This window comes from Roseixanthobacter liquoris (assembly GCF_043195135.2).
Taxonomy (GTDB): domain Bacteria; phylum Pseudomonadota; class Alphaproteobacteria; order Rhizobiales; family Xanthobacteraceae; genus NCEH01.
Genome location: NZ_CM195537.1, coordinates 1,266,862 through 1,288,728, shown reverse-complemented (window position 1 = coordinate 1,288,728; position 21,867 = coordinate 1,266,862). Strand labels below are relative to the sequence as shown.

The window sequence follows — 21,867 nt, the reverse complement described above, 5'->3', positions numbered from 1 at the left end:
CCTCCGCGCCGCGCCCGCCTTCGCCCCCGGCCTGTTCTCATTCGCGCGCGGATCCACCCATGAGCATGGTTGATGTCGCCGTGATCGGCGCCGGCGCCGCCGGTCTTGCGGCCGCGCGCGCGCTGGAGGGCAGCGGCCTTTCCGTCACGGTTCTCGAAGCCGCCGGCCGGATCGGCGGCCGCGCCTTTACCGATACCGCCAGCTTCGCGCAGCCCTGGGATCTCGGCTGCCACTGGATGCATTCGGCGCTCGACAATCCCTTTGTCGCGATCGCCGACCGGCTCGGCTTCTCCTATCGCCGCTCGACCCAGCATTATATCCGCAAGCTGCATCTCGGCACCCGCTGGGCCAGCGACGACGAGCGCGAGGCGGCGGCCCGCGCCGTCGAGGGCGCGTTCGAGGCCATCACGGCGGCGGGAAGGGCGGGGCGCGATGTCGCCGCGTCCGAGGTGATCGGCGATGCCGGCCCCTGGAACCGCCTGGTGCGCCACTGGATCGCGCTGATGACGGCGGCGACCCCGCAGGACGTGTCGACCCTCGATTTCGCCAATTATCACGACGGCGGCGAGAACTGGCCGGTGGTGGAGGGCTACGGCGCGCTGGTGGCGGCGCAGGCCTCCGGGCTGAAGGTGACGCTGAACTGCCCGGTCCAGACGGTGGATTGGTCCGGCTCCGGCGTGCGGCTCGCAACGCACCGGGGCGACGTGGCGGCGCGGGCCGTGATCATCGCCGTGTCGACCGACGTCATGGCCAAGGGGCATCTGCGCTTCGCGCCCGCCCTGCCGCCGGATCTCGCCGAAGCCATGGAGGCCCTGCCCCTCGGGGTCTCGGAAAAGGTCGCCTTCGGCTTCGACAGCGATGTGTTCGGCTTTTCCGACCGGGCGGGCATCAACACCATCGATCTCGCGCGGCCCGACCGGGCCCCGGTGAATTTCCAGATCATCCCCGGCGCACGGCCGCTCGCCATCGCCCATCTCGGCGGCGCGAACGGGCGGGCGCTGGTGGGCGCCGGCCCGCAGGCGATGGCCGATTTCGCCCTGGCGGGACTGACGGACGTGTTCGGCGCCGATATCCGCGCCCGCGTCACCGCGTGGCGCGCCACCTCCTGGGCGCGCGATCCCCATATCGGCGGCGGCTATTCCTGCGCGCTGCCCGGCAAGGCGCACGTGCGCGGGCGCCTGTTCGCGCCGCTGGCGGAGCGCATCCTGTTTGCCGGGGAAGCCGTGTCGGCGCATGCCTTTTCCACCTGCCACGGCGCCCATCTCTCCGGCCAGGCCGCGGCGCGGTCCGCGATCGCCCTGTTGAAAGGCGCCGCCTGATGCTTCCCCTCGCCCAGATCGTGGCCGTGGCCGAGAACGGGGTGATCGGCAGAAACCAGACCCTGCCCTGGCATCTGTCGTCCGATCTCAAGCGCTTCCGCGCCCTCACCTGGGGGCGGCCGCTGCTGATGGGGCGCCACACCTTTCTGTCCATCGGCCGGCCGCTGCCGGGGCGGATCTCGATCGTGCTCACCGGCGATCCGACCTTCTCCGCCGAGGCGGGCGTGCGGGTCGGACGCGATCTCGGAGAGGCGCTGACCCTCGCGGAAGCGGCGGCGATGGAGCTTGGGGCCGAGGACATCATGGTGATCGGTGGACGCCGCGTGTTCGCCGAGACCCTGCCGCTGGCGAGCACCATCCACCTCACCCGCGTGCACGCGTCTCCCGCCGGCGACGTGCTGCTGCCGCCTTATGATCCGGCGGAGTGGCGCGAGGTGGAGCGCGACGGCCCGATGCAGGGGCCGAAGGACGATTTCCCCTTCTCCTACATCACCCTCGCACGGGCCTGACCCGGCCGCTGCGGGGCGGTGCGGACCTCACTCGCCGGGCACCAGGGCCGGCGGGCGCGTCAGATTGCCGAAGCCCGGCGTCGGCGCCGCGAAGCTCCCGCCCTCCGGCGGCAGCGAGGGACGCGCCGGGTGGGTGCGGCCCGCGGGCCCGATCTCGATGGGCGGCGCCAAAGGCGGGGCGGCCGTGCGGCGCTCGCTCGCCTGCCGGGGCGCGCTGGCACGCGCCGGGGCGCGGGTGCGCGTTTCCTCGCCGCTGGCCGGCTCGGAGGTTTCGCGCGCGGCGGCGGCAGGTGGCGCGGCCGGCGACTGGGCTGGAGTGGATTGGGCCGGGGTGGGTGGGGCCGGCTGCTGCGCGGATGGGGCCGGCGCTTGCGGCGGAGCCGGGGGCGCGACCGGGACAGGCGCCGACGGGGGCGCGGAGATGGGTGCCGCCGGGGGCGCGGCGGGGGCCGATGCCGGCATTGACGTGCCGCTGCCGGCCGAGGGGGCGGGCACGAGGCCCTGCCGCTCCTCCAGGCGCCGGGTTTCCCGCTCGATGGCGCGCATGGAGATGGCGGCCACCAGCGCGGGCGCGCTGACGCGCCGTTCCGGAGCGGCGATGGGTCCGCGCCAGGAAATGGTGCCGCCGGGCACGGCCCCGCCCGCCTCGGCGGCTTCGAGATCCAGCGTCCCGTCCAGATACAAGCGCGTCAGGTCCAGCGTGCCGGAGAAGGTGGCGCGCGCGCCGTCCGCCTGGGCGCGGGCGGTGGAAAGGCGCGCCACGCCGTTCACGAGGCTCACCGTGCTGTCCAGGGCGGCGAGCTTCAGCGGGCCGCGCGCCAGGGCGCGGTCGAACATCTGCACCACCCGCCGCTCGTCGGGCGGGGCGCCGACGGCGGTCTCCGCCAATACGCTTTCGATGGCGTGGGGATCGGCGGCGGGGAGATCGAGGCCCTGGATGCCCAGCGTGCCTTGCCCCGACAGGCTCTGCACCAGCGCCAGCGGCGCCCGGCCGATGCCGCCCATGTCGACCGAGAGCGACAGGCGGCCCGTGGGCGGGGCGCGCGGCGCGAGCGGCTGCACCAGGGCCGCGAGATCCACGCCATCAAGACCGAGATGACCCTCGGCCGCCACCATGTCGGGCCGGCGGCGCAAGGTGAGATTGCCGTTGAGCGCGCCGCCCCCGATACCGCCGGCCAGATCGCGCAGTTCCAGCGTCGCGTCGCGCGCCTGCAGGCGCCCCTTGGCCTCCTGCAAGCCATAAGTGCCGTTGAGATCGAGGCGCCGGGTGGAAAAATCGAGCGTCAGCGCCACCGGCGAGGGCGGCGCGGGGGCAAAGCGGGCGGCGGACCAGGGGCCGTTGCCGACCTCGGGGCCGATGCTGCGCGCGCCCCACAGGCCGATCAGGCGGGGCAGCGAGAGCGTGTCGAGATCGAGCCGGCCGGTGATGCGGGGCACGTCCCCGCCCTCGATCGCCAGGGCGCCGGAAAGCGGCGCGCCGCCGAGCTGGCCCTTCAGATCCTCCAATTGCCAGGCGCCGCCGCCGCGCGACAGCGTGAAGCTCAGCGCGGCCGGCACCGGTCCGCCCTCGGCCGCGGGCGCCGCGGCGAGGAACAGCTTCGCCACGTCCGCGCCGTCGAGCCGCAGGGCGAGGCGCGGCTGAAGCGTCCCGTCGGCCGCGATCTTCACCGGTCCCTTGGCGCTCGCCACCGTATCGGCCAGGGCGAGACGGCCGTCGAGATCGGCGCCGTCCGTGCCGGATGGCGCGAGGGTCAGGTTCAATTGTCCCGCGCCGAGGCCGGGCCGCAGGCCCGAGAGGCCGGCCGCCTCGAGCGCGCGGGCCCCGTCGGTGGCGGACAGCGTGAGATCGACGCGCGGCACGCCGCCCGTGGCATCGGGCGCGAAGGCGGCACGGCCGGCGAGCAGGCCGAGGGTGCCGTCCAGGCGCACCGCGCCCGCGCCGCCATCGCCCCAGCTGGCGGAGCCGGTGAGGTTCACCGGGGCCGCGACCGGCCCGAGGCGGGTCATGATCTCGCCCGCCCGTTCGCCCGAAAGCAGCCGCGCCAGCGGCACGAGGCCGTCCGCCTTGGCGCCGGCGACCGAGAAATCCAACCGCCCCTGGAGCGGCGCCGCGAGGCGGGTGAGGCTGCCCTTGCCCTCCAGGTGCAGGCCCGCGAGATCGTCCAGCGTCAGGCGCGAGAGCGTCCAGGCGCCCCCCGCCCCCTCGGCGGCGAGCGACAGGGCGCCGAGCGGGAGGCCCCCGGCCTTCAGATGCCGCCCCTCCAGCGCGATGCCGCCATCCACCGCGCCGCCGGCCAGCGCCAGCCCCTGGCGCGCCGCCTCCAGCAGGGGATCGAGGTCGAGCCCGTCCACCGCCAGCGACAGATCGAGGCGCGCCCGGTCGCCGTCGGTGAATTGCCCCGATCCCGAAACCGTGGCGGTGCCGAAGCTGGCATCGAGATTCTGCACGCCATAGCGCCCCGCCCCGGCCGTGATGCGCCCGACGAGCTTCACCGGTCCGGAGACCGCCGCCGCCACGTCGGCAGCGGCGCGCGGCGCGGCCCAGCGCAGGAACGCGGCCGGATCGTCGCTGGAAAAGGCGAGGGTGCCGGTAAAACCCGCCCCCGCCGCGCCGCCCGGCGCGCCCGAAAGGCGCAATGCCGACTGGCCGGGAAGCTTCGCCTCGGCCGCATCGATCCGCCAGCCGCCTTCCGTGCCCGAAAGGTCCAGCCGCGCATCCCGCAGCAGCGTCCCGCCATAGGTGAGCTGCTCCACCGCCACGCCGATGCGTGCGGGCACCTCGGGCGCCGGCAGGGCATCGAAGGCCGCCATCATGGCCACAAGGGATTCCGCCGCGCTCTGCGGGGCCGCGCCGCCCGGCGTGCGCAGCCCGTCGGCATCGAGGGCGCGGGCGTTCAGCACCACATCGAGACCGGGCGCCCGGCCGAGGGCGAGGCGCGCGGAGCCGGCGAGCTGCACCGGGCGCGCGGTATCGGCGAGCGACAGGTCCAGCGTTTCCGCCACCACCGCCTGCGGGCTGGCGCGCAGCGCGCCGGACAGGCGCCAGGACTCCTGCCCTGCCGCCGGCTGTCCCGCGCCCGGCGAGGCGCCGGCGACGGCGGGAGCCGAGCCGCCCGCCGCGCCGTCCGGGCGGCGGGCCAGGCTGCCGCGCCCCTCGAAGCGCGGCGCCCCGCCGTCCAGCCGCAGGGTGCCGTCGAGATCCAGGGTCAGCGGCCGCGCCCGCTCCTCGGCGATCAGGCGCATGCGGCTGCCATCGGCGCCGAACGCACCGAGGCTGAGGCGCGTCCCGTAGCGCCGGCCGGCGATCGCGACCTCGCCCTCCAGGCGGAACGGGCCGGTCAGCGTGCGTGCCTCGCCCTTCAGGTCGAGCCCGGTGAACGCCAGGGTCCGGTCGGCGCCGCGATCGAGAATGTCCAGCGTGCCGCCTTCGATCGCGAGGGTGGAAATGGAGAGGCCGCCCGGCGCGGCGGCGCCCGTGGGCAGCGCCACCCGGCCCGCGCTGTCCAGCACCAGGCGCATGCGCGGATGCACCAGGGTGAGGGATTTCGCTTCCACGCCGCCGCGCACCAGGGCGCCGAGGGAGAGATCGGCGCGCACCTCGTCCGCCACCGCGCCGGTGGAGACGGCGTCCGCGCCGATGGAGACGTTGCGCAGGATGACGCGGGGCGTGGGCAGGATATCGGCGTAGATATTGCCGCGGATCACCACCGGCACGCCGAGGGTGCGGCTGGCCTGGCTTTCAAACGCGCCGCGCCAGGCCGTCCAGTCCACCACGAACGGCGCCGCGAAGGCCGCCACGATGGCAAGGATCACCGCCGAGGCAATCGTGATCAGGACGCCCTGCACCAGCCGGTCCTCGCTTCAAGGGGGCGCGCCGCACGCGACGCGTTGGGGAAGTGTAGCGCGGAATGGTAACGTTGGGATGGTGGCGATCCGATGGTGACGTTGCGGCCGTGCGCGCTCAGAGCTTGAGGATCTTGCCCGGGTTCATGATGTTCTGCGGATCGAACGCCCGCTTGATCGCGCGCATGGCGTCGAGGGTCGCTTCGCCATGCTCGGCGGAGAGATATTTCATCTTCCCCTGCCCCACCCCGTGCTCGCCGGTGCAGGTGCCCTCCATGGCGAGCGCCCGGTCCACCAGGCGCGACATGAAGGTCTTCGCCTTGGCGAGGTCGGCGGGGTCCTCCACGTCCACCATCAGGGTGGTGTGGAAATTGCCGTCGCCCACATGGCCGACGATGGGCGCGACCAGCCCCATCTCGACGATGTCGCGCTTGGTTTCCATGACGCATTCGGCGAGGCGCGAGAGCGGCACGCACACATCGGTCGCCACCGCTTTCGCGCCGGGACGCATGGGCAGCACCGACCAATAGGCATCGTGCCTTGCCTGCCACAGGCGGCTGCGGTCCTCGGCCTTGGCGGCGAACACGAACGGGCCGCCGTTGAACTCCGCCGCGATCTCGCCGAAGCGGTCCGCCTGCTCATGGGCGCCGGCCTCGGTGCCGTGGAATTCCACGAACAGATGCGGCGTTTCCGGCAGGTCGAGCTTGGCATAGGCGTTGGAGGCCTTCACCTGCTCCTCGTCCAGCAATTCGATGCGCGCCACCGGAATGCCCGATTGGATGGTGGCGATGACGGCGTTGCAGGCCTCCTCGATGCTGGCGAACGGGCAGACCCCCGCGGTGATGGTCTCGGGAATGCCCTGGAGGCGCAGCGTCAGCTCGGTGATGATGCCGAGCGTGCCTTCCGCGCCCACGAACAGGCGGGTGAGATCGTATCCGGCGGAGGATTTCTTGGCCCGGCGGGCGGTGGTGATGATTTCGCCGTTGGGCAGCACGGCTTTGAGGGCGAGGACATTGTCCTTCATGGTGCCGTAGCGCACCGCATTGGTGCCGGAGGCGCGGGTGGAGGCCATGCCGCCGAGCGAGGCATCCGCGCCCGGATCGATGGGGAAGAACAGGCCCTGGTCACGCAGATCCTCGTTCAGCCGCTTGCGCGTCACGCCGGGCTCGATGACGCAATCGAGATCCTCGGCGTGAATGGCCAGAATTCGATTCATCCCCGACAAGTCGATACAGATTCCACCTTGCGGGGCGTTGACGTGGCCTTCCAGCGAGGTGCCGGTTCCCCAGGGGATGATCGGTATTCGATGGGCCGCGCAGATGCCGACAACGGTCTGCACATCTTGTGTGCTCTGGGCGAAAACCACCGCATCTGCCGGCTCGTTAGGCAGATAAGTCGTGATATTTGCGTGCTGCTCGCGAACAGCATGGGAAGTAACGACTTTGTTACCGAGTGCGGCTTGCAATGCGTCGAGTGCCGCCGGCAGGCCCGGCATCGATTCGCGCGCGACCGTGGCGTGGGCACCAAACATTTAAGAATCCTTTAATATCAAGCCGCATGGCCGGGGCGGGGCAAGCAGATTAGCGGCCTGCGCGTATTCGGCAAGGGGGGCCGGCCGGTAGCGCCGTGCGGCATGGCTGCACGATGTCTCCGCATGGGCGCCAATTTTATGCCATTTCGACAGTGACCAATGTCAAAACTCGCGGCACACTGCGCAGCAAGCAGGCAATTCTTTGAATTCCGTGCCCCTCTCGATCAGGGAGAGCGCCATGTGGGACAGGATCGACTTCGAACCGGTATTCTTTGCTCCGTTTGTATCTTCCGCGATGAAGATCGAACCGGAATGGATCGATGACGAGGGTCATCTGTCCATGTCTTATTACAATGTCCTGTTCGACCGCGCCTTTGCCGAGGCCCTCGCGCTTCTTGGACTCGGGCCGAACTATGCTCGCGCCCGCGGCTTCTCTTTTTTCACCGCCGAAGCTCACATGCGCTATCTGCGCACCGTGCCGGCCGAGAGCGACGTGCGGGTGACCATGCGCCTGATCGATTATGATGCGAAGCGCCTGCACCTCTTCCTTTCGCTCCACCATGGCACCGAGGGCTGGGTCGCGGCCACGTGCGAGCAGATGACCTTGCAGATCGATCGCGCCTCCCATCGCGCCGCCCCGTTCGCGGACGATGTGCTGGAGCGGGTCGCGGGCATGCGGTCGGTTCATTCCGCCCTGCCCCAGCCCGACGGCATCGGCCGCAGCATCGGCCTCGACGCCCGCTGCTGAGCGCCCCGCGGGCGCATCCGGCCGGCGGCTTCTGGCGGCCGGCGGGGCGCCGATTGCACGATTTCCTTGCAGGAAGCTTATTTCCGACGCTGCATGCGATGCAGGTCAGCCATGCTGACACAACGCTTCTAGTGCGATGCAACAAAGCCCATATTGCATCGCATCAAGGGCCGCGCGGTTGCGGCCAAGCGTTGGAGGCCTGTCATGGGCGCCGTTACTTTCTCGACCGATTCCTTCTCGACCCCCAAGGCGACGGAAGCTGCTGCCGCCAAGCCGGCCGAGGCCCGCAAGGGCGTTTTCGCGCGCATTTTCGATGCCATCGTCGCGGCCCGCGCCGCCCAGGCCGAGCGCGACTTCCTCGCCTACATGCAGCGCACCGGTTTCGACCCGCGCAAGTGATCTGAACTGCGCAGGTGATCTGACCCGCGCAAGTGATCTGAACAGGATCGGTCTCGCGCTCGGCTGATGTCGCACCGGGCGCGGGAACGCGGCTCGCCAGAAGCCGCGGGACGCACGACAAGGCCGGTCATCTCCCCCCGATGACGGCCAAGTGGAGCCTTTCTCCGTTCGCGAAAGCGGGGAAATCCTCCCGTACCCGAGTTTTGACGCATCCCCAGTCGGGCCGGAGCGGCCGCGCGACCAGCGCGCTGCGACACGTCGTGCAGGCCGCCAAGGCCGCCGGCGCGATCATCTGCCCCCTTCGTCCGCCTTCTTCTCTCGCCTCTCTATGCCGCCCATACGCGCTTCGGCTTCGCGCCGGATGCCGAGAGCGTCAGCGTGGTCCAGCCGTCGATATCGCGCCGGCGCACCAATTGCAGGCCCTGGGCCCGATAGGCCGCCAGCGCCGCATGGGCGTGCGAGGGCAGCAAGCCCGACAGAACCAGCGTTCCGCCAGCCGCGAGCAGCGGACGCAGCGGCCGCGCGAGGCGCTTCAGCGGCGGCAGCAGGATATTCGCCAGGATCAGGTCATAGGGACCGGGCCGGCGCACCGCCGCCGCCCCCGCGCCGGCGGCCAGCACCATGCGGATATGGGGCCCGGCGAGATTCGCGCGGGCGTTTTCGCGGGCGGTGCGCACCGCCACCTCGTCGAGGTCGCTCGCCACGACCGGCACGCGGAACAGCCGCGCCGCGCCGATGGCCAGCACGCCCGTGCCGGTGCCCACATCCAGAACCTTGCCCGGACGGCCGATCCGCGCCGCATCCACGATCGCCGCGAGGCACCCTTGCGTGGTGCCGTGGTGGCCGGTGCCGAAGGCGAGGGCCGCCTCGATCTCGATGCCGATGCCATTGGGCGGCACCCGCGCGCGGTCGTGCGACCCGTGCACATGGAACGGCCCCACCCGCACCGGCGCCAGCCCTTCCAGGCTCGCGGCCACCCAATCCTTCTCCTGCAATTCCCCGAACGTGACCTGCGCCGCGAGGTCGGCGCCGGCCGCCACGCTCACCAGTTCCCGCAGGCGCTCGGGATCGAACGCCTCGCCGGCATAGACCTCCACCGCCCAGCTGCCGTCGGGCTGCTCGAAATTGGCGACCGCCACCTCGGCGGGATCAAAACTTTCCGCCAGCAGGTCCGCGATGCGGCGCGCCTGCATCTCGGGGGCGGAGACCCGCATGAAATGGGTGGCGTCGCTGGGGAGGAGACCTTCGAACATCGCGAACTTTCCGGGGGAGGCGCTTTGGGTTCAGGCCCCGTACGCGCCAATGACGCGATCGCGACCCAGTTGCCGTGCGGCATAGACCCGCTCATCGACCACCGACAAGAGCTTGGCAACACTTTCCCCGTCCATGGGCGCCGTGGCGAAGCCGATCGTCAGCGAAATCTCCAGGCCCGGCGGCATCTGGAGGGCGGCCACGCGCTGGCGCAGCGCCGCCGCAACCTGGGCCGCCGCCATGTGCGGCAGGCCGGGGGCGAGGACGACGAAGGCGTCGCCGTCGTGCCGCACCACATAATCCCCGCTGCGCAGGCCCTCGGCAAGCGTATCGGCGACGCGGCGCAGGTCGCGGTCGACCCCTTGCCCGGCCTGCCGCTCGCGCCGCGCCGCCAGGCCCTCCACCGCCACCAGCATCACGCTCACCGGCCGGCCGGTGGCGCGGGTGATGCTCAGCAGGTCGGCCAGCAGCGTCTCCAGCCGGCCGCGATGGAAGGCCCCTGTGGCGAGATCGTGCCGAAGCCGCGCCTGGGCCGCGCCGGTGCGCCGAAGCGCCGGCACCTGCCCCGGCCCGTCCAGGCGGCGGCGATAATGCCAGATCAGCGCCGAATAGAAGCCCGAGGCGACAAGCTTGCCGATCCAGCCGCCGACGCCGGCGGAGAGCGGAACATCCTGCACCAGATAGATCGCGCCGAAGAAGAAGACCTGGTCGAAGGTGTTGACCAGCGCCAGGGTCAGCCAGGACGCGGCGAAGCTGCGCCGCCCCAGCGCCTCCAGCAGCCGGTCGTACAAGCGGAACATGACCAGGCTTTCCAGGAACAGCAGCAGCGTGCTCCACAGCATGAGCATGCCCATCTGGTTGAGCACGGCGAGGTCGGTCGCGCGCGCGGGGCCGGCGCGCCCCTGCTCCAGCGCGAGAAAGGCGACCGCGATCACCACCGCCACGGTGCCGAGCAGCAGCCCGAGCACGGGCTGGCGCGCCACGTCCTGCCCCTCGACCATATGCGTCATCAGCAGCAGGCTCAGCGTGCCGGCGTAGAACACCACCGATCCCGGAGAGGCCGAGAGGCCGAACGGCAGCACGAGGAACACGCACATCGCCAGATAGACGGCGAACACGTGAATCGCCCCGAGGGCACAGAAAAACGGGCCGATGCCGATCAGGAAGCGGGCGCGGAACAGGCCCAGCATCAGGCTGCCATAGACAGCCATTTCCACCAGCAGCAGGACAATATTGGTAATCGGCATGGCTCGGCTGGTGAGGGCGGGCCGGTGGGGGCGCCGGCATCAAGACGCGATCGAGCCTCACCATACCGCCGCAGGGGAGGCTGTGAAGCCGCTTGCGCGCTTTTTCCGCGCATTCATCGTCCCGCGCACCCGAAGTGCCGCGCTCACACCTTCTCGACGAAGCTCTCCAGCACCCGCTTCTCGCCCGCCTTGTCGAACTGGACGGTGAGCTTGTTGCCGTCGATACCGGAAATCTCGCCGTAGCCGAACTTGATGTGGAACACCCGCTCGCCGCGCTTGAAGCTGGAGGGCGCCCCGGTGGACGACGCCAGCAAGGTGCCCTCGATCACCGCCCCGCGCCCGCCCCGCCCCGCGCCGAACGCGCCGCTGCCGCGCTCGGAAAAGCCGCCGCCGGACCCGGAATTCCCCGCCGCGCGGGCGTTCTGCGCCCGCTGCCAGCCGGGCGTGGAATAGGTGGAGGAGAAGGGCTCCACCTTGGCCGCGCGGTCGAACCGGCTTTCCCCATAGGAGCCGCCGCCATAGCTGGAGCCGCCCCAGCCGAAGCCGCCCTTGGATTCCTGCACCTCCACATGGGCGTCGGGCAGTTCGTCCAGGAAGCGGCTCGGCACGGTGGAATTCCACATGCCGTGGATGCGCCGGTTGGAGGCGAAATAGATCCGCGCCGAAAGCCGTGCGCGGGTGATGCCCACGTAAGCGAGGCGCCGCTCCTCCTCCAGGCCCGCCTTGCCCTGCTCGTCGAGGGCGCGCTGGTGGGGGAACAATCCTTCTTCCCAGCCGGGCAGATAGACCGTATCGAACTCCAGCCCCTTGGCCGAATGCAGGGTCATGATCTGAACCGCATCCTCGCCGGCGCCCTTGTCGGCGTCCATGACCAAAGAGATGTGCTCCAGGAAGCCGGACAGATTCTCGAACCCCTCCATGGAGCGCACCAGCTCCTTGAGGTTTTCCAGCCGCCCGGCCGCCTCGGCGGAGCGGTCCTTCTGCCACATCTCGGTATAGCCGCTCTCGTCGAGGACGATTTCGGCGAGTTCCGTATGCGGCATCTCGCCGGATTGCCGGCGCCAGCGCTCGAACGCCTCCAGCAGGCCGCGCAAGGTGGCGCGCACCTTGGGCTTCAATTCTTCGCTTTCGGTGAGCGCGCGCGTCGCTTCCTGCAGCGGCACGCCGGCGGCGCGGGCGACATCGTGGATCTGCTTCAAGGTGGCATCGCCGATGCCGCGCTTGGGCACGTTCACGATGCGCTCGAAGGCGAGGTCGTCGGCGGGGGAGAGCACACAGCGCAGATAGGCCAGCGCGTCGCGGATCTCCGCGCGCTCATAGAAGCGCGGGCCCCCAATGACACGATAAGGGGTGCCCAAGGTGACGAACCGGTCCTCGAACTCGCGCATCTGGAACGAGGCGCGCACCAATATGGCGATCTGCGAGAGCGGATGGCCGGCGCGGTGCAGGGTCTCGATCTCGTCGCCGATGGCGCGGGCTTCCTCGCCGCTGTCCCACGAGCCGGTGACGGAGACCTTCTCCCCCATCTCGCCTTCTGAGAACAAGGTCTTGCCGAGGCGCCCCTGGTTGAAGGCGATGACATGGGAGGCCGCCGCCAGGATATGGCCGGTGGAGCGGTAATTGCGTTCCAGGCGGATCACGGTTGCGCCGGGAAAATCGCTCTCGAAGCGCAGGATGTTGTCCACCTCCGCGCCGCGCCAGCCATAGATGGACTGGTCGTCGTCGCCGACGCAGCACACGTTCCTGGAGCCCTGCGCCAGCAGGCGCAGCCACAGATACTGGGCGACGTTGGTGTCCTGATATTCGTCCACCAGGATATATTTGAAGCGGCGGTGATAATCCGCCAGCACGTCGGGATGCTCGCGGAACAGGCGGATGCCTTCCAGCAGCAGATCGCCGAAATCCACCGCGTTCAGCGCCTTCAGCCGCGCCTGATAGGCGGCATAGAGCATCTGACCCTTGCCGTTGGCGAACGCCGAGCCTTCGCCCGGCGGCACGTTCGCCGGCGAGAGGCCGCGATTCTTCCATCCGTCGATGGTCGAGGCCAGAAGCCGCGCCGGCCAGCGCTTGTCGTCGATATTCTCCGCCGCCAGCAATTGCTTCAACAGGCGGATCTGGTCGTCGGTGTCGAGGATGGTGAAGCCGTTCTTCAGCCCCACCAGCTCGGCATGGCGGCGCAGGATGCGCACGCCAATGGAATGGAAGGTGCCGAGCCACGGCATGCCTTCCACCGCATCCCCCACCATGGTGTGGATGCGCTCCTTCATCTCGCGGGCGGCCTTGTTGGTGAAGGTCACGGCGAGGATCTGGGAGGGGAAGGCGCGGCCGAGATTGAGGATATGGGCGATGCGGGTGGTGAGCACGCGGGTCTTGCCGGTGCCCGCGCCGGCCAGCACCAGCAGCGGCCCGTCGAGGGTTTCCACCGCGGCGCGCTGCTCGGGATTGAGGCCGTTGAGATAATTGGGCGCCGGTGCCGGCGCGCCGCCGCCGGCCCGGGCGCGCGCGGCGATGCCGCCGGGTCGCAACGCCGGCGCCTCGACGCCTTCGCCTGCGGGACGCAGGCCCTTATGCTCGACTGGAATGGACACGCGCTCGCTCTCGCGGCACCGCCCGTGCGGCGCCTTCTGATTCTCTCATGAGAACAAAATGGCATTGCAAGCCCTCGATTGCGAGGGGTGGCGCCCGTTTCCGTGGAAATCCCCGCCTGCGCCCTGATAGGATGAGGGCTTGCGCGCGAGGCGAAGGGCTATGAACGACGGCAGGAACACGGGCGGAAAGCCGAGGGCGCGCGCGCTGCCGGGCATGGCCAGCGGCCCCGCCCAGGCGGGCGCCCCCGCACCCGCAGCGGTGCACGAGGACGAGCCCCCCGCCTATTGGCGGGCGCAGGAAATGCTGCTGATCCAGCAGATCATCGGGCTGATCGGCAAGGGGCTCCAGGTGGAGAACATCCTGCACGAGATGCTCCATCTGCTGTCCGAGATGCTCGGGCTCAATCGCGGCCGGATCGTGCTGCGCGACGCAGAGACCGGGCTTTACAAGATCCAATATTCCTATGGCCTCACCGCGCGGGAGAAGGCGCGCGGCCTCTACCAGCCCGGCGAGGGCATCACCGGGCGGGCGCTCGCGCATGAGCAATTGATCATCGTGCAGGACATCGACCAGGAGCCGGACTTCCTGTTCCGCGCGGTGGATCGCGCCACCTTGCCCCAGGAGCCGGTGGCGTTCCTGGTGATCCCCATCCGCATGGAGCGGCGCACGGTGGGCGTGCTCGGCTGCCACCGCATCCGCAATCGCAGCCGGCCGTTTTCCGACGACATCACGATCCTGCGCATCTGCTCCACGCTCGCCGGCCAGGTGCTGGAGCTGAACGAGATCCTCGACCGCAAGACCCGGGCGCTGGAGGAGCACAACCAGATGCTCGCCCGCGCGCTCGAAACCCACAGCGCGCGCTATGGCATCATCGGCACCGCGCCGGCCCTGCTGAAGGCGCTGGCGGAGCTGGAGCTGGTCGCCTCCGCCAATGCCAACGTGCTGCTGCTCGGAGAATCCGGAACCGGCAAGGAGGTGTTCGCCCGCGCATTGCACCTGGCGAGCCCGCGCCGCGACCGGCCGTTCATCAAGGTGAATTGCGCCGCCATTCCCGAAAGCCTGTTCGAATCCGAGCTGTTCGGCTACGAGCGCGGCGCCTTCACCGGGGCGAGCGAGGCGCGCGCCGGCTGGTTCGAGCAGGCGGGCAGCGGCACCATCCTGCTGGACGAGATCGGCGAATTGCCGCTCGCCATGCAGACCAAATTGCTGCGCACCTTGCAGGAAGGCACCGTCACGCGGCTCGGCGGCAAGAAGGAGATCAAGGTGGACGTCCGCCTCGTGGCGGCCACCAATCGCAACCTGGAGCGCGAGGTGGCCGCCGGCCGGTTCCGCGAGGATCTCTATTACCGCATCAACGTGATTCCGATCCGCCTGCCGACGCTGGCCGAGCGGCGCGACGACATCCCCGCCCTGGCGATGCATTTCGTCAGCCGCTTCAACGAGGCGAACCAGCGCAACGTCAATCTGACCGCCGCAGCCATGGCGCGGCTGCGCGAGCACCCCTGGCCGGGCAATATCCGGCAATTGTCCAATTTCATCGAGCGCCTGGTGCTGCTGGCCGACAAGCCCGCCCTCGATGCCGGAGACCTCGCGCCGTTCCTCTCGGCGATGGCGCATGTCTCCAGCCAGACGGCCCAGGAGGAAGCGGCCCTGCGCGGTCCCGCCCCGGGACGCGCCGCGCCGGCCTACCGGCCCTATCTGCGGGCCGGATCGCATTCCGCCGAGGACCTGCGCCGGGCGCTGGCGCAGAGCGGCGGCAACAAATCGCGTGCCGCCCAGAGCCTCGGCCTCACGGCGCGCCAGTTCGCCTATCGCTGGGAGAAGGCGGAAGGGGAGCGCGAAGAGGGCGTGTACGACGCAAAGTAACATTTACAATGTCAACATTGTCGACAATGTAAATCGCTAAACCCTTTGAAATAAGTGGTTATAGAGCACCATTTTCCCATAAAATCTGTTGCGGCACGTGGTGTTCTGACCCATTTTTCCTGTGCGCAGGAAAGTGGCACAGGGCTTGCTGTTATCCTTTAGCGAAAGCCGTTCGCGGCACGGGCCTCAAGACCCCACTTCAAAAGGAAGCTCTCAGTGACCGACACGACCAATGCCGTGAAGACCGTGACGACCTATCTGCGTCCCATCGATCGCGAGGGCCTGCTGGGCTTCGCCGCGAAGGGCCGCGAGAACCCCGACCGGCGCGGCACCAATGTGGTGCACACCGTGGTCGAGGGGCAGTATCGCACCCTGAACTATGTGGGCGACCACAAGCCGGTGGTGGTGGACGAGCCGCTGCACCTGTTCGGCGAGAACACCGCCCCGGCCCCCGGCGAAATCGTCCTGTCCGCCCTCGGCGGCTGCCTCGCGGTCGGCATCACCGCCGTCGCCACCTGGAAGCAGGTCAGGCTCTCCAAGCTGGAGCTGCGGGTGGAAGGCGACATCGGCAACACCGCCGCCTGGGGTGCCGGCGGCGCGGATCGCGACCCCTCCCAGATGGGGTTCCAGGAAATCCGCGTGACCGTCACCATCGAGGGCGACGCAAGCCGCGAAGAACTGGACGAAATCGTCAAGCGCGCGAATTATTTCTCGCCCGTCGCCAACACCATGCGCAATCCGATCCCCTTCAGCATCGGCCTCGCTGACTGAAGGGGGGGTCGGCGCGAGGCTCCTGCCCTGGCCCGCCTCGCGCCGACCTTTCTTCTTCGTCCGACCCTCCTCCCCCTCCCCCACAATCCGACCGAAACCGCCCCTGCGCCGGAGGCCACGATGACGCTTGCCCAGTCGATTGCCCCTGCCGGGCCAACAGCGGGCGATGGGGATGACATCCTGTCCCGCGCCACCTCGATCGCCGACGGTCCGCTGCGGGCGGCGGCGAACCGCATCGACCACGGCCATTATCCGCTGGAGATCCTGGCCGAGTTCGGCGCGGCGGGCGCCCTCGGCGCGCATCTGGCGCGCAACGGCGGCGGGTTCGGCACGGCGATCGCCGCCATGGGCACGGCCAGCCGGGCGTGCGGGGCCACCGGCTTCCTCATGTGGGCGCACGATGTGTGCGGGCTCTATATGGAACAGTCCGGCAATCCCGCGCTCACGGGGCGGAGGCTGGAGGACCATGCGGCGGGGCGCACCTTCGGCGGCACGGCCCTGTCCAACCCCATGAAGGCGCTCGCCGAAATCGAGCCCATGCTGCTGCGGGCCCGCAAGACCGCGGGCGGCTATCTGGTCAGCGGCACCTTGCCGTGGGTCAGCCATATCGCGCCCGGCCAGTATTGCGGCGCCATCGCGCGGGTGCAGCGGGACGACGGCACGGCCTCCCATGAGATCATGTTCATCCTGCGCTGCGACCCGCCGGTGGAGCTGCGCCCATGCCCGCAATTCTCCGGCATGGAGGGCACCTCCACCTTCGGCATCCGGCTCGACGATTATTTCGTCGCCGAGCAGGATCTGGTGGCCGATCCCGCGCGGCCCTTCATCAAGCGCATTCGCGGGGCGTTCATCCTGTTGCAGGCCGGCATGGCGGTGGGCGTGATTCAGGGCGCCGTCGATTCCATGCGCGAGGTGGAGCCGGCGCTCGGCCATGTGAACCGCCACCTCACCGACCGGCCGGACGAGATCCAGGCCGAGCTGGACGAACTCACCGCCCGTGCCCTGCTGCTGGCGCAAACCCCCTTCGAGCAGGACCCGGACTATTTCCTCGATGTGCTGGACACGCGCGCCCAGGGCGCGGAACTCGCCCTGCGCGCCACGCAATCGGCGCTGCTGCACCAGGGCGCGCGCGGCTATCTGATGTCCTCGGCGCCCCAGCGGCGCATCCGGGAGGCGCATTTCATCGCCATCGTGACGCCCGCCATCAAGCATCTGCGCTGGGAAATGGCCCGCCTCTCCCGCGAGGAGATGCCCGCATGAGCGCGACCGACACTTCCGAGATCGTCTGGCGCCAATATATCTGCCGCGCTTGCGGCATGATCTATGACGAGAAGGACGGCGACCCCGACAGCGGCATCGCCCCCGGCACCCGGTTCGAAGACATTCCCGAGGAATGGGAATGCCCGATCTGCGGCGTGCGCAAATCCGATTTCGAGCCCTATGTGCATGCCGCGCCCGCCACGGCGCCTGCGGCCCCCGTGGTGCATCGATCCCGCACGCCCGGCGTGGTCATCGTCGGCGCCGGCATTGCCGGCCGCGCGGTAGCGGAAGCCTTGCGCGGCCTGGATTCCCACGTACCCATCACCCTGGTCACGTCCTGCGCCGGCGATGTCTACCACAAGCCCGAACTCTCCATCGCGCTCCAGCGCGGACTGACCGTTGAGAAGCTGCGCAAGGAGAGCGGCGCCCATATGGCGGCCCGGCTTGGCGTGCATCTGCGCGCCGGGGCCTTCGCCATCGGCATCGACCCGGTCCGCAGGCGGCTGCGCACCACGGCCGGGCCCCTGCCCTATGACCATCTCGTGCTCGCCCAGGGCGCGCGGCCCGCGCTGCCGCCCGCCCTGCCGGCGGACCTGTGCTGGCGGGTGAACGATCTCGATGCCTGGCGCGGCCTTGCGGCCCATCTCGACGGCGCGCCGCGCGCGATCCTCATCGTCGGCGCGGGCCTTGTGGGCTGCGAACTCGCGGAGGATTTCTCCCGCGCCGGGCACAAGGTGACGCTGCTGGACAAGGAGGACGCGCCGCTCGCCGGGCTGCTGCCTCAGCTGGCGGCGGAACGGCTGCGCCTGCGGCTGGAGAGCCTCGGCGTGCGGTTTCTCGGCGGCATTACGGTGGAGCGCGCCGAGCGGGGCAATCACGGCAGCGCCATCCTCTTTACGAAGAACGCCGCCGGCGAACGCGTGGTGCTCGGCGCCGACATTCTGGTGGCCGCCACCGGGCTTGCCACGGCGAGCCGGCTCGCGCGCTCGGCCGGGCTCGCGTTCCAGCACGGCATCGCCGTGGATCCGGTCAGCCTGCGCACCAGCGTCGAGGGCATTTCGGCGCTTGGGGATTGCATCAGCATCGCCGGCGCCCCCTGCCGCTTCATCGAGCCGATCGCCAAACAGGCCGAGGCGATCGCGCACGATCTCCTGGGCCTGCCCCATGCGGGCTATGCCCATGCCGCCCCGGTGATCCGGCTGAAAAGCCGCGCCTTGCCGGTGGCCCTCCACGGCCTGCCGCATCCCAACGGCGCGTGGCGGGTGATCAGCGACGACGGCGCGCATCTGGAAATGGAGCAATGGCACGACGGCGCCCTGCGCGCGCGCCTCGCCGCCTGACGAAAACGGCGCCCGAAGGCGCCGTTTCACTCCGGATCGCGCCGGCTCACCAGGCGGCGCGGCACACGCGCTGCACCCAGTAGGGGCTCCACCAGCACTTCAGGAACGGGCCGGCATGATCGAGCGGACGATAGACCGTCGGCGCCATCACCAGGGTCACCGGGCCGCCGGTGGCGGGCAGATCGCCGTCCAGCAGGCCGACCTCGAAGGTGAGCGTGGAGCCGGACTGCGTCACATGGGAGAGTTCCACCACCACCTGCGTCGGGGTCGCGCCATAGATGGTCAGCGCGGCGTTGGGCGGGTCGTTCTTGAAGATGTCGGCGGTGACGTTCCACAGCTTTGCGAACTGCTCGGTGCTCATGGTGCCGCCGATGCGCTCGGGACGGTCCACCGCGAAGGTGGTGAGCGGCGCGACGCCGGTGAGCACCAGCGACTTGCCGTCGTAGGTCATGCCCACCGCCTGCTGGGTCAGCACCATCTCGATGGGACGGGAGATCTGCACCTCCGGCCGGCGCGGCGTGCCGGCCTGGGTCGTGCCGGGTCCCTTGTCGCCGGCCGCTGCGGGCGCGGGGGCGGTGGCTGCGGGCGCCGCCGGTGCGGGCGCCGGCGTCTGGGCCAGAGCCGCGAAACCCGAAACGGCGAGAATAAGGCCCGCCAAAGGTGCAATCACTTTCATGGCCCGTTCGTCCTTCCTAGTGCCCGTTGGCCGCGCCCAGCGGACGCGCGCGCAGCTATAGCGCAAAATGGCGGCGAGAAAACCGTGCCGTGGGGAGACGTCGGCGCGCGATGGCCCGCCTCAGCTTCCGAAGGTGCGGGGCGGCGGGCTCACCACCTGGGCCGCGCCGCCCCGGATCTCCATCACCGCGAGGCTGCGCTCGTTGGTGCCGTCGGCGCGGAAGCGGAACGGCCCGTCCACGCCGTTGAAGCCCGAGGGATTGGTGAGCGTCGCCGCGCTGAGGCCTTCCGGCCCCTGGGTGCGCAGGATCGCCGACACCAGCGAGACCGCATCATAGGACAGGGTGGCCGTGCGCACCGGGTCGTTGCCGAACCTCTGGCGGTAGCGCTGGGAAAAATTGCGCCAGCCGGAACTGTCCGGCGCCGCGAACTGGCCGCCGTCCATGCGCGGATCGGCAATCAGGGCGGCATTGTCCCACAGGCCAGTGCCGAGCGGGCGCACCTTCTTCAAATCGACCCCGGCGGCGGCAAGCTGCTGCACCACGTTCGCCACCTGGTCGGCGGCGTCGGGAATGAATACCGCGTCCGCCTGGGGCGCCACGGCGGCGATGCGGCGCGCCGCATCCGCGAGCTTGGCCGGCGTGTAGCGCTCGATGCTCATGACGCGCCCGCCGGTGTCGGCCGCCGCCTGCTGGAGCGCCCCTTCGGTCACCGAGCCATAGGCATTCTCGGGAATCATGGCCAGGAACGAGCGCCGGCCCTGGGACACGGAATAGCGCACGATCCGGTCCACATCGCTCTGCGGCAGGAAGCTCAGCAGATAGACGCCGGGGGCGGCGACATTGGTATCGGTGGAAAAGGCGATCACCGGGACGCCGCGCGCCCGCGCCACCTGGGAGACCGCGCCCACCGAATGGGCGAACAGGGGGCCGAGGATGATGCGCGCGCCTTCATTGACCGCCGCTTCCGCCGCCGCGCGCGCCCCCTGGCTGTTGCCGGCGTCGTCCTTCACGATCAATTGGAACACCGGCGCCCCGCCCTCGGCGATGGCAAGTTCGGCCGCATTGCGCATGGACTGGCCGACGAGGCCGGCATTGCCCTGCGCGCCGAGCGGCAGGATGAGCGCCACCGCCGGGCCGTTCGCGACCGGCGGCGGCACATTGGCGGGGCCCGGCTGCGGGCCGAGATCCACCGCCTTGCCGCCCATGTCGCCCGCGCACGCCGCCAGCGCCGCCGCGGACGCGAGCCCGCCGCCGAGACGCAGCCCCCGGATCAGAGCCTCCCGGCGCGTCGCCTCGGGAACGGCGGAGGGCACAGGGGGCGGGGAAGGCGCGCGGTGCGTCACTCGTTTCTCCTGCGGGCGCCGGGTGTTGGCGCGAATTTCAGAATTACCCTTATGCCGGCAATTTGGCGAGGGCGCGACCCGCCAAAGATTCCGCCGACCCGGGGCGCCGCGCCGCGCCCGCGATGAGTCCACACCTGAAATCGTTAAAGAACCGGCGGCCGCCGCCGCGAAAGGACGGACGCAATGCCGAACCCACCCCTCATCCAGGCGTTTTTCGACGAGCCGACCCACACCGTGACCTATCTCCTCGCCGATCCCGCCACGGGCGAGGCTGCGGTCATCGATCCCGTCCTCGACTATGACCACAGGTCCGGAACCGTGGACACGCGCTCGGTGGAGGCGGTTCTGGAAGCGGCGGCGCGGCAGGGCTACCGGATCGTCTGGACGCTGGAAACCCATGTCCATGCGGACCATCTCTCCGGCTCGCCCTTCATCAAGGCGCGCACCGGCGCGCGCATCGGCATCGGGGCGCAGATCGTCCAGGTGCAGCGCATCTTCCGCCCGGTGTTCAATGCCACTGATCTTGCCGCCGACGGCAGCGATTTCGATCATCTGTTCGCGGAGGGCGAGCATTTCGCCATCGGCACGCTCGACGTCGAGGTGCTTTACACGCCCGGCCACACGCCGGCGGATGTGTCCTACAGGATCGACGATGCGGTGTTCGTGGGCGACACGCTGTTCATGCCCGACTACGGCACCGCGCGGGCCGATTTCCCCGGCGGCGATGCGCGCCAGCTCTATCGCTCGATCCATCGCCTGCTGGCGCTGCCGCCGCAAACCCGCCTCTTCATGTGCCACGATTACAAGGCGCCCGGCCGCGCGGCCTATGCGTGGGAAACCACCGTCGCCGACCAGCGCGCGCACAATGTGCATGTCGGCGGCGGGGTGAGCGAGGACGCCTTCGTGGCCCTGCGCACCGCGCGCGACGCAACGCTTGCCGCCCCGGTGCTGCTGCTGCCCTCGATCCAGGTGAACATGCGCGCCGGCCGCTTCCCGCCCGCCTCGGCCAATGGCGTGCATTATCTCACCATTCCGGTGCGGGTGAAGCACGGCGCGCCGCTGCCGGCCCAAGACTTGTCGGCCTAAGACCTGCCGGTCGCCCCCGGCGCGGGCCGCCGGCGGCCCGCAAAGTCCACGCATAGCTGCCGCAGCGTGCATGCCGAAATCGGGTTGG

Annotated in this window: 16 protein-coding genes; 9 read left to right on the top strand and 7 right to left on the bottom strand. The window is 70.1% G+C overall.

Translation table 11 applies throughout. The features are described from left to right. Positions 1–59: 59 nt before the first annotated feature. Positions 60–1,319 (top strand): flavin monoamine oxidase family protein, encoded by a 1,260-nt coding sequence (locus tag V5F84_RS05830; RefSeq protein WP_394042383.1) that lies wholly within the window; start codon positions 60–62, stop codon positions 1,317–1,319. Further along, positions 1,319–1,828, top strand: a complete 510-nt coding sequence (locus tag V5F84_RS05825) for a dihydrofolate reductase (RefSeq protein ID WP_394042384.1) — start codon at positions 1,319–1,321, stop codon at positions 1,826–1,828. The genes V5F84_RS05830 and V5F84_RS05825 overlap by 1 nt, the downstream gene beginning before the upstream one ends. A gap of 27 nt (positions 1,829–1,855) precedes the next feature. On the opposite strand, the gene V5F84_RS05820 is transcribed toward V5F84_RS05825, so the two are convergent. Next, positions 1,856–5,674 carry an AsmA family protein gene (locus tag V5F84_RS05820; protein WP_394042385.1) on the bottom strand — a complete coding sequence of 1,273 codons (3,819 nt, stop codon included), beginning with the start codon at positions 5,672–5,674 and terminating at the stop codon, positions 1,856–1,858. Between the two features lie 115 nt (positions 5,675–5,789). Next, positions 5,790–7,166: an FAD-linked oxidase C-terminal domain-containing protein gene (locus tag V5F84_RS05815; RefSeq protein ID WP_394042449.1), complete on the bottom strand. Its 1,377-nt coding sequence runs from the start codon at positions 7,164–7,166 to the stop codon at positions 5,790–5,792. Between the two features lie 274 nt (positions 7,167–7,440). Here V5F84_RS05815 and V5F84_RS05810 point away from each other — a divergent pair, with 274 nt between their 5' ends. Both V5F84_RS05810 and V5F84_RS05805 read left to right on the top strand, forming a co-directional pair. Beyond that, entirely contained in the window at positions 7,441–7,950 is a 510-nt protein-coding gene (locus V5F84_RS05810) for a thioesterase family protein (protein ID WP_394042386.1), read from the top strand. 204 nt (positions 7,951–8,154) lie between these two features. Then, positions 8,155–8,349, top strand: a complete 195-nt coding sequence (locus V5F84_RS05805; protein ID WP_394042387.1) for a hypothetical protein — start codon at positions 8,155–8,157, stop codon at positions 8,347–8,349. 326 nt (positions 8,350–8,675) lie between these two features. On the opposite strand, the gene V5F84_RS05800 is transcribed toward V5F84_RS05805, so the two are convergent. From V5F84_RS05800 to V5F84_RS05790, 3 genes are all read right to left on the bottom strand, one after another. Continuing rightward, complete coding sequence (locus V5F84_RS05800; protein WP_394042388.1) at positions 8,676–9,602, bottom strand: 50S ribosomal protein L11 methyltransferase; 927 nt, start codon at positions 9,600–9,602, stop codon at positions 8,676–8,678. 30 nt (positions 9,603–9,632) lie between these two features. Continuing rightward, positions 9,633–10,847: a GGDEF domain-containing protein gene (locus tag V5F84_RS05795; RefSeq protein WP_394042389.1), complete on the bottom strand. Its 1,215-nt coding sequence runs from the start codon at positions 10,845–10,847 to the stop codon at positions 9,633–9,635. Between the two features lie 143 nt (positions 10,848–10,990). Continuing rightward, positions 10,991–13,408 (bottom strand): ATP-dependent helicase, encoded by a 2,418-nt coding sequence (locus V5F84_RS05790; protein ID WP_445322294.1) that lies wholly within the window; start codon positions 13,406–13,408, stop codon positions 10,991–10,993. A gap of 328 nt (positions 13,409–13,736) precedes the next feature. Here V5F84_RS05790 and V5F84_RS05785 point away from each other — a divergent pair, with 328 nt between their 5' ends. The 4 genes from V5F84_RS05785 to V5F84_RS05770 all read left to right on the top strand — a co-directional run bounded on the left by V5F84_RS05785 (position 13,737) and on the right by V5F84_RS05770 (position 18,673). Then, a complete protein-coding gene (locus V5F84_RS05785; protein ID WP_394042451.1) occupies positions 13,737–15,302 on the top strand; it encodes a sigma-54-dependent Fis family transcriptional regulator in 1,566 nt (521 codons plus the stop codon). Positions 15,303–15,518: 216 nt separating this feature from the next. After that, positions 15,519–16,073: an OsmC family protein gene (locus tag V5F84_RS05780; RefSeq protein WP_394042390.1), complete on the top strand. Its 555-nt coding sequence runs from the start codon at positions 15,519–15,521 to the stop codon at positions 16,071–16,073. A gap of 120 nt (positions 16,074–16,193) precedes the next feature. Beyond that, positions 16,194–17,333 (top strand): acyl-CoA dehydrogenase family protein, encoded by a 1,140-nt coding sequence (locus V5F84_RS05775; protein WP_394042391.1) that lies wholly within the window; start codon positions 16,194–16,196, stop codon positions 17,331–17,333. Continuing rightward, positions 17,330–18,673 (top strand): FAD-dependent oxidoreductase, encoded by a 1,344-nt coding sequence (locus V5F84_RS05770; protein ID WP_394042392.1) that lies wholly within the window; start codon positions 17,330–17,332, stop codon positions 18,671–18,673. The genes V5F84_RS05775 and V5F84_RS05770 overlap by 4 nt, the downstream gene beginning before the upstream one ends. A 46-nt stretch (positions 18,674–18,719) precedes the next feature. On the opposite strand, the gene V5F84_RS05765 is transcribed toward V5F84_RS05770, so the two are convergent. After that, a complete protein-coding gene (locus V5F84_RS05765; RefSeq protein WP_394042393.1) occupies positions 18,720–19,349 on the bottom strand; it encodes a hypothetical protein in 630 nt (209 codons plus the stop codon). A 120-nt stretch (positions 19,350–19,469) separates the two neighbouring features. Continuing rightward, positions 19,470–20,693, bottom strand: a complete 1,224-nt coding sequence (locus V5F84_RS05760; protein ID WP_394042394.1) for a penicillin-binding protein activator — start codon at positions 20,691–20,693, stop codon at positions 19,470–19,472. A 183-nt stretch (positions 20,694–20,876) separates the two neighbouring features. On the opposite strand from V5F84_RS05760, the gene V5F84_RS05755 reads away from it, so the two are divergent. Next, positions 20,877–21,779, top strand: a complete 903-nt coding sequence (locus tag V5F84_RS05755; RefSeq protein WP_394042395.1) for an MBL fold metallo-hydrolase — start codon at positions 20,877–20,879, stop codon at positions 21,777–21,779. Positions 21,780–21,867: the final 88 nt, after the last annotated feature.

Coding starts and splice junctions, on each gene's coding strand:
- V5F84_RS05795 (WP_394042389.1), bottom strand. CDS start 10,847: ATGCCGATTACCAATATTGTCCTGCTGCTGGTGGAAATGGCTGTCTAT.
- V5F84_RS05770 (WP_394042392.1), top strand. CDS start 17,330: ATGAGCGCGACCGACACTTCCGAGATCGTCTGGCGCCAATATATCTGC.
- V5F84_RS05765 (WP_394042393.1), bottom strand. CDS start 19,349: ATGAAAGTGATTGCACCTTTGGCGGGCCTTATTCTCGCCGTTTCGGGT.
- V5F84_RS05755 (WP_394042395.1), top strand. CDS start 20,877: ATGCCGAACCCACCCCTCATCCAGGCGTTTTTCGACGAGCCGACCCAC.
- V5F84_RS05825 (WP_394042384.1), top strand. CDS start 1,319: ATGCTTCCCCTCGCCCAGATCGTGGCCGTGGCCGAGAACGGGGTGATC.
- V5F84_RS05815 (WP_394042449.1), bottom strand. CDS start 7,166: ATGCCGGGCCTGCCGGCGGCACTCGACGCATTGCAAGCCGCACTCGGT.
- V5F84_RS05810 (WP_394042386.1), top strand. CDS start 7,441: ATGTGGGACAGGATCGACTTCGAACCGGTATTCTTTGCTCCGTTTGTA.
- V5F84_RS05805 (WP_394042387.1), top strand. CDS start 8,155: ATGGGCGCCGTTACTTTCTCGACCGATTCCTTCTCGACCCCCAAGGCG.
- V5F84_RS05800 (WP_394042388.1), bottom strand. CDS start 9,602: ATGTTCGAAGGTCTCCTCCCCAGCGACGCCACCCATTTCATGCGGGTC.
- V5F84_RS05830 (WP_394042383.1), top strand. CDS start 60: ATGAGCATGGTTGATGTCGCCGTGATCGGCGCCGGCGCCGCCGGTCTT.
- V5F84_RS05775 (WP_394042391.1), top strand. CDS start 16,194: ATGACGCTTGCCCAGTCGATTGCCCCTGCCGGGCCAACAGCGGGCGAT.
- V5F84_RS05785 (WP_394042451.1), top strand. CDS start 13,737: ATGCTGCTGATCCAGCAGATCATCGGGCTGATCGGCAAGGGGCTCCAG.